General features: G+C 50.5%; 2 protein-coding genes. Both read right to left on the reverse strand.

Annotated elements, in window-relative coordinates:
- Positions 1-68: 68 nt before the first annotated feature.
- Positions 69-881, reverse strand: a complete 813-nt coding sequence (istB, locus tag ACIPF8_RS24485) for an IS21-like element helper ATPase IstB (protein WP_400426360.1) — start codon at positions 879-881, stop codon at positions 69-71.
- On the reverse strand, positions 871-2,127 hold a 1,257-nt coding region (istA, locus tag ACIPF8_RS24490), incomplete at its 5' end, for an IS21 family transposase (RefSeq protein ID WP_400426362.1). The genes istB and istA, both read right to left, overlap by 11 nt.

Below are 2,127 nucleotides of genomic sequence, written 5' to 3' on the forward strand. Positions count from 1 at the left end.
TGTTGAAGATTGCTTAAAATTGCCCCACTGTTTTCATCGAAATCTGCCCCACCCTGTTAATGCGTAATTCATATTATTTCTGTGGATAAGTTTTCTGGTTTGGGTGCTACTTCTCCCTTTCTGGTTACCTTTTTAGGAGCGGTTTTACGGCTAGATTCGCTATGTTTGAAACGCCATGATTCATTGCCGGTTTCTACAATATGACAGTGATGAGTCAGGCGATCAAGCAGTGCGGTCGTCATCTTCGCATCTCCAAAGACACTAGGCCATTCGGTAAAGCTCAGATTGGTAGTAATAGCCACGCTGGTACGTTCGTAGAGTTTCGACAGTAAATGAAACAGCAAGGCACCACCTGCCTGACTAAACGGCAAATAGCCTAACTCATCGAGAACGACTAAATCGACGTACATGAGACGGTGTGCAATTTGCCCTTGTTTGCCAGCCACCTTCTCTAGCTCCAGTGCGTTGACCAGCTCGATCGTGGAGAAGAAGCGCACACGCTTGCCATGTTGGCCAATAGCATCAATTCCCAATGCTGTGGCCAGATGCGTCTTGCCAGTACCAGGGCCGCCAATGAAGACCAAGTTGTGTGCAGCTTCGAGGAACGCCAGCGACTTCAATTGCTCGATCAATGCTTCATCGACCTTGGCTTCATTAAAATTGAAACCGTTAAAATCACGGTGCGCAGGAAACCTGGCCGCCATCATCTGGTAAGCAATCGATCTCACTTCCCGTTGCGCAGTCTCCGATTTCAATAGCTGCATCATAAAGCGATCAGGATCGAAATCGGCAAGACGAGTCTGTGCAATTAATTCTGGCCAGCTCTGCGCCATGCCATAGAGCTTCAATGTTTTTAATTGATCGATAATTTCATTGGACATTGTTAATCTCCTGGTTCGTACGCAATTGTTCATAGCGCGATACATTGGCTTGTGGCTCTTCGAGTAACATTAGTGCAGTCGTCAGAACATGCTCTTGCGTTGCCGGCCCTTTTAGCCGCGCCAGAATATTCATCACATGTTCGCCACTAGGGCGTCCCGACTCCAGCGCCAATTCCACCGAAACGATCACCGCCTCCAGTCCATGCAGCGGAATGGCCGACAGTACTTCTGCCATTACCCGGTCGCCGCCAGGATGTTTCAAGAGATGTCGCTGAAGATTGAGTAGAGCTTCTGGCATAGTGGCGAAGGGAGCGCCATTACGCAGCGCACCTGGTTTCTGGCTAATCAGCGGAATGTAATGTTGCCAATCATAAATCGTCAGGTACCGGTCAAATTGACGCCCATGTCGCGCAATTTCCTGACCATCAACTACCACGATCAGAAGATTGGGGTAAATATGCAAGCTGGCCACTCGATGGGCGTAAGGAGTGGGAACGCTATAACGATTACGCTGGAAGTGAATCAGGCTGGTTGATGAAATGCGCACGGGCTGTTCAACATAACCGTCGAATGGCTTTGGCATAGGCATCAATTGCAAACGCTCATCCTGTAAGACTTCTGCCACTGTCATAGACGGCCATTGAGGATGTGCCATCCTGTCCCAGGCCGTTCTGCACTGCTGTGCCAGCCACACATTTAACTGAGCAAGGCTATCCCAGCGCCGCTCACTGGCTTCAACCCAGATCTGCCGGCGCCGGTCCTGGACATTCTTCTCAACGATCCCTTTCTCCCAGCCAGAAGCCTTATTGCAGAAATCAGGTTCAAACAGGTAATGGCTGCACATGGCCTCAAAGCGGGCATTGATAGTGCGCTCCTTGCCTTTATGCACGCGGTCGACGGCGGTCTTCATATTGTCATAGATACCGCGCCGGGGAATGCCGCCAAATGCTTCAAACGATTGAGTATGGGCATCGAACAACATTTCATGGCTTTGCGTAAAATACGCAACCAGCCAGAAGGCGCGGGAGCATGCCAGCTTGCAATGCGATACTTCAAGGCGCCGACGTAGTCCGCCGATCCAGGCATATTCGCAGCTCCAGTCGAACTGGAATGCTTCGCCATGGGCAAAGGCCAATGGCACGAAGGCACTGCGGTTAGGGGCGTTATTGATTTCTTGCTTCAACTGACGTACGCGGATCGCCACCCGCAAATAACCACCCGCATAACCTTGCTTCTGGATAGCTTC

Origin of the sequence: Collimonas sp. NPDC087041 (assembly GCF_044745265.1) — a bacterium.
GTDB lineage: Bacteria > Pseudomonadota > Gammaproteobacteria > Burkholderiales > Burkholderiaceae_D > Collimonas.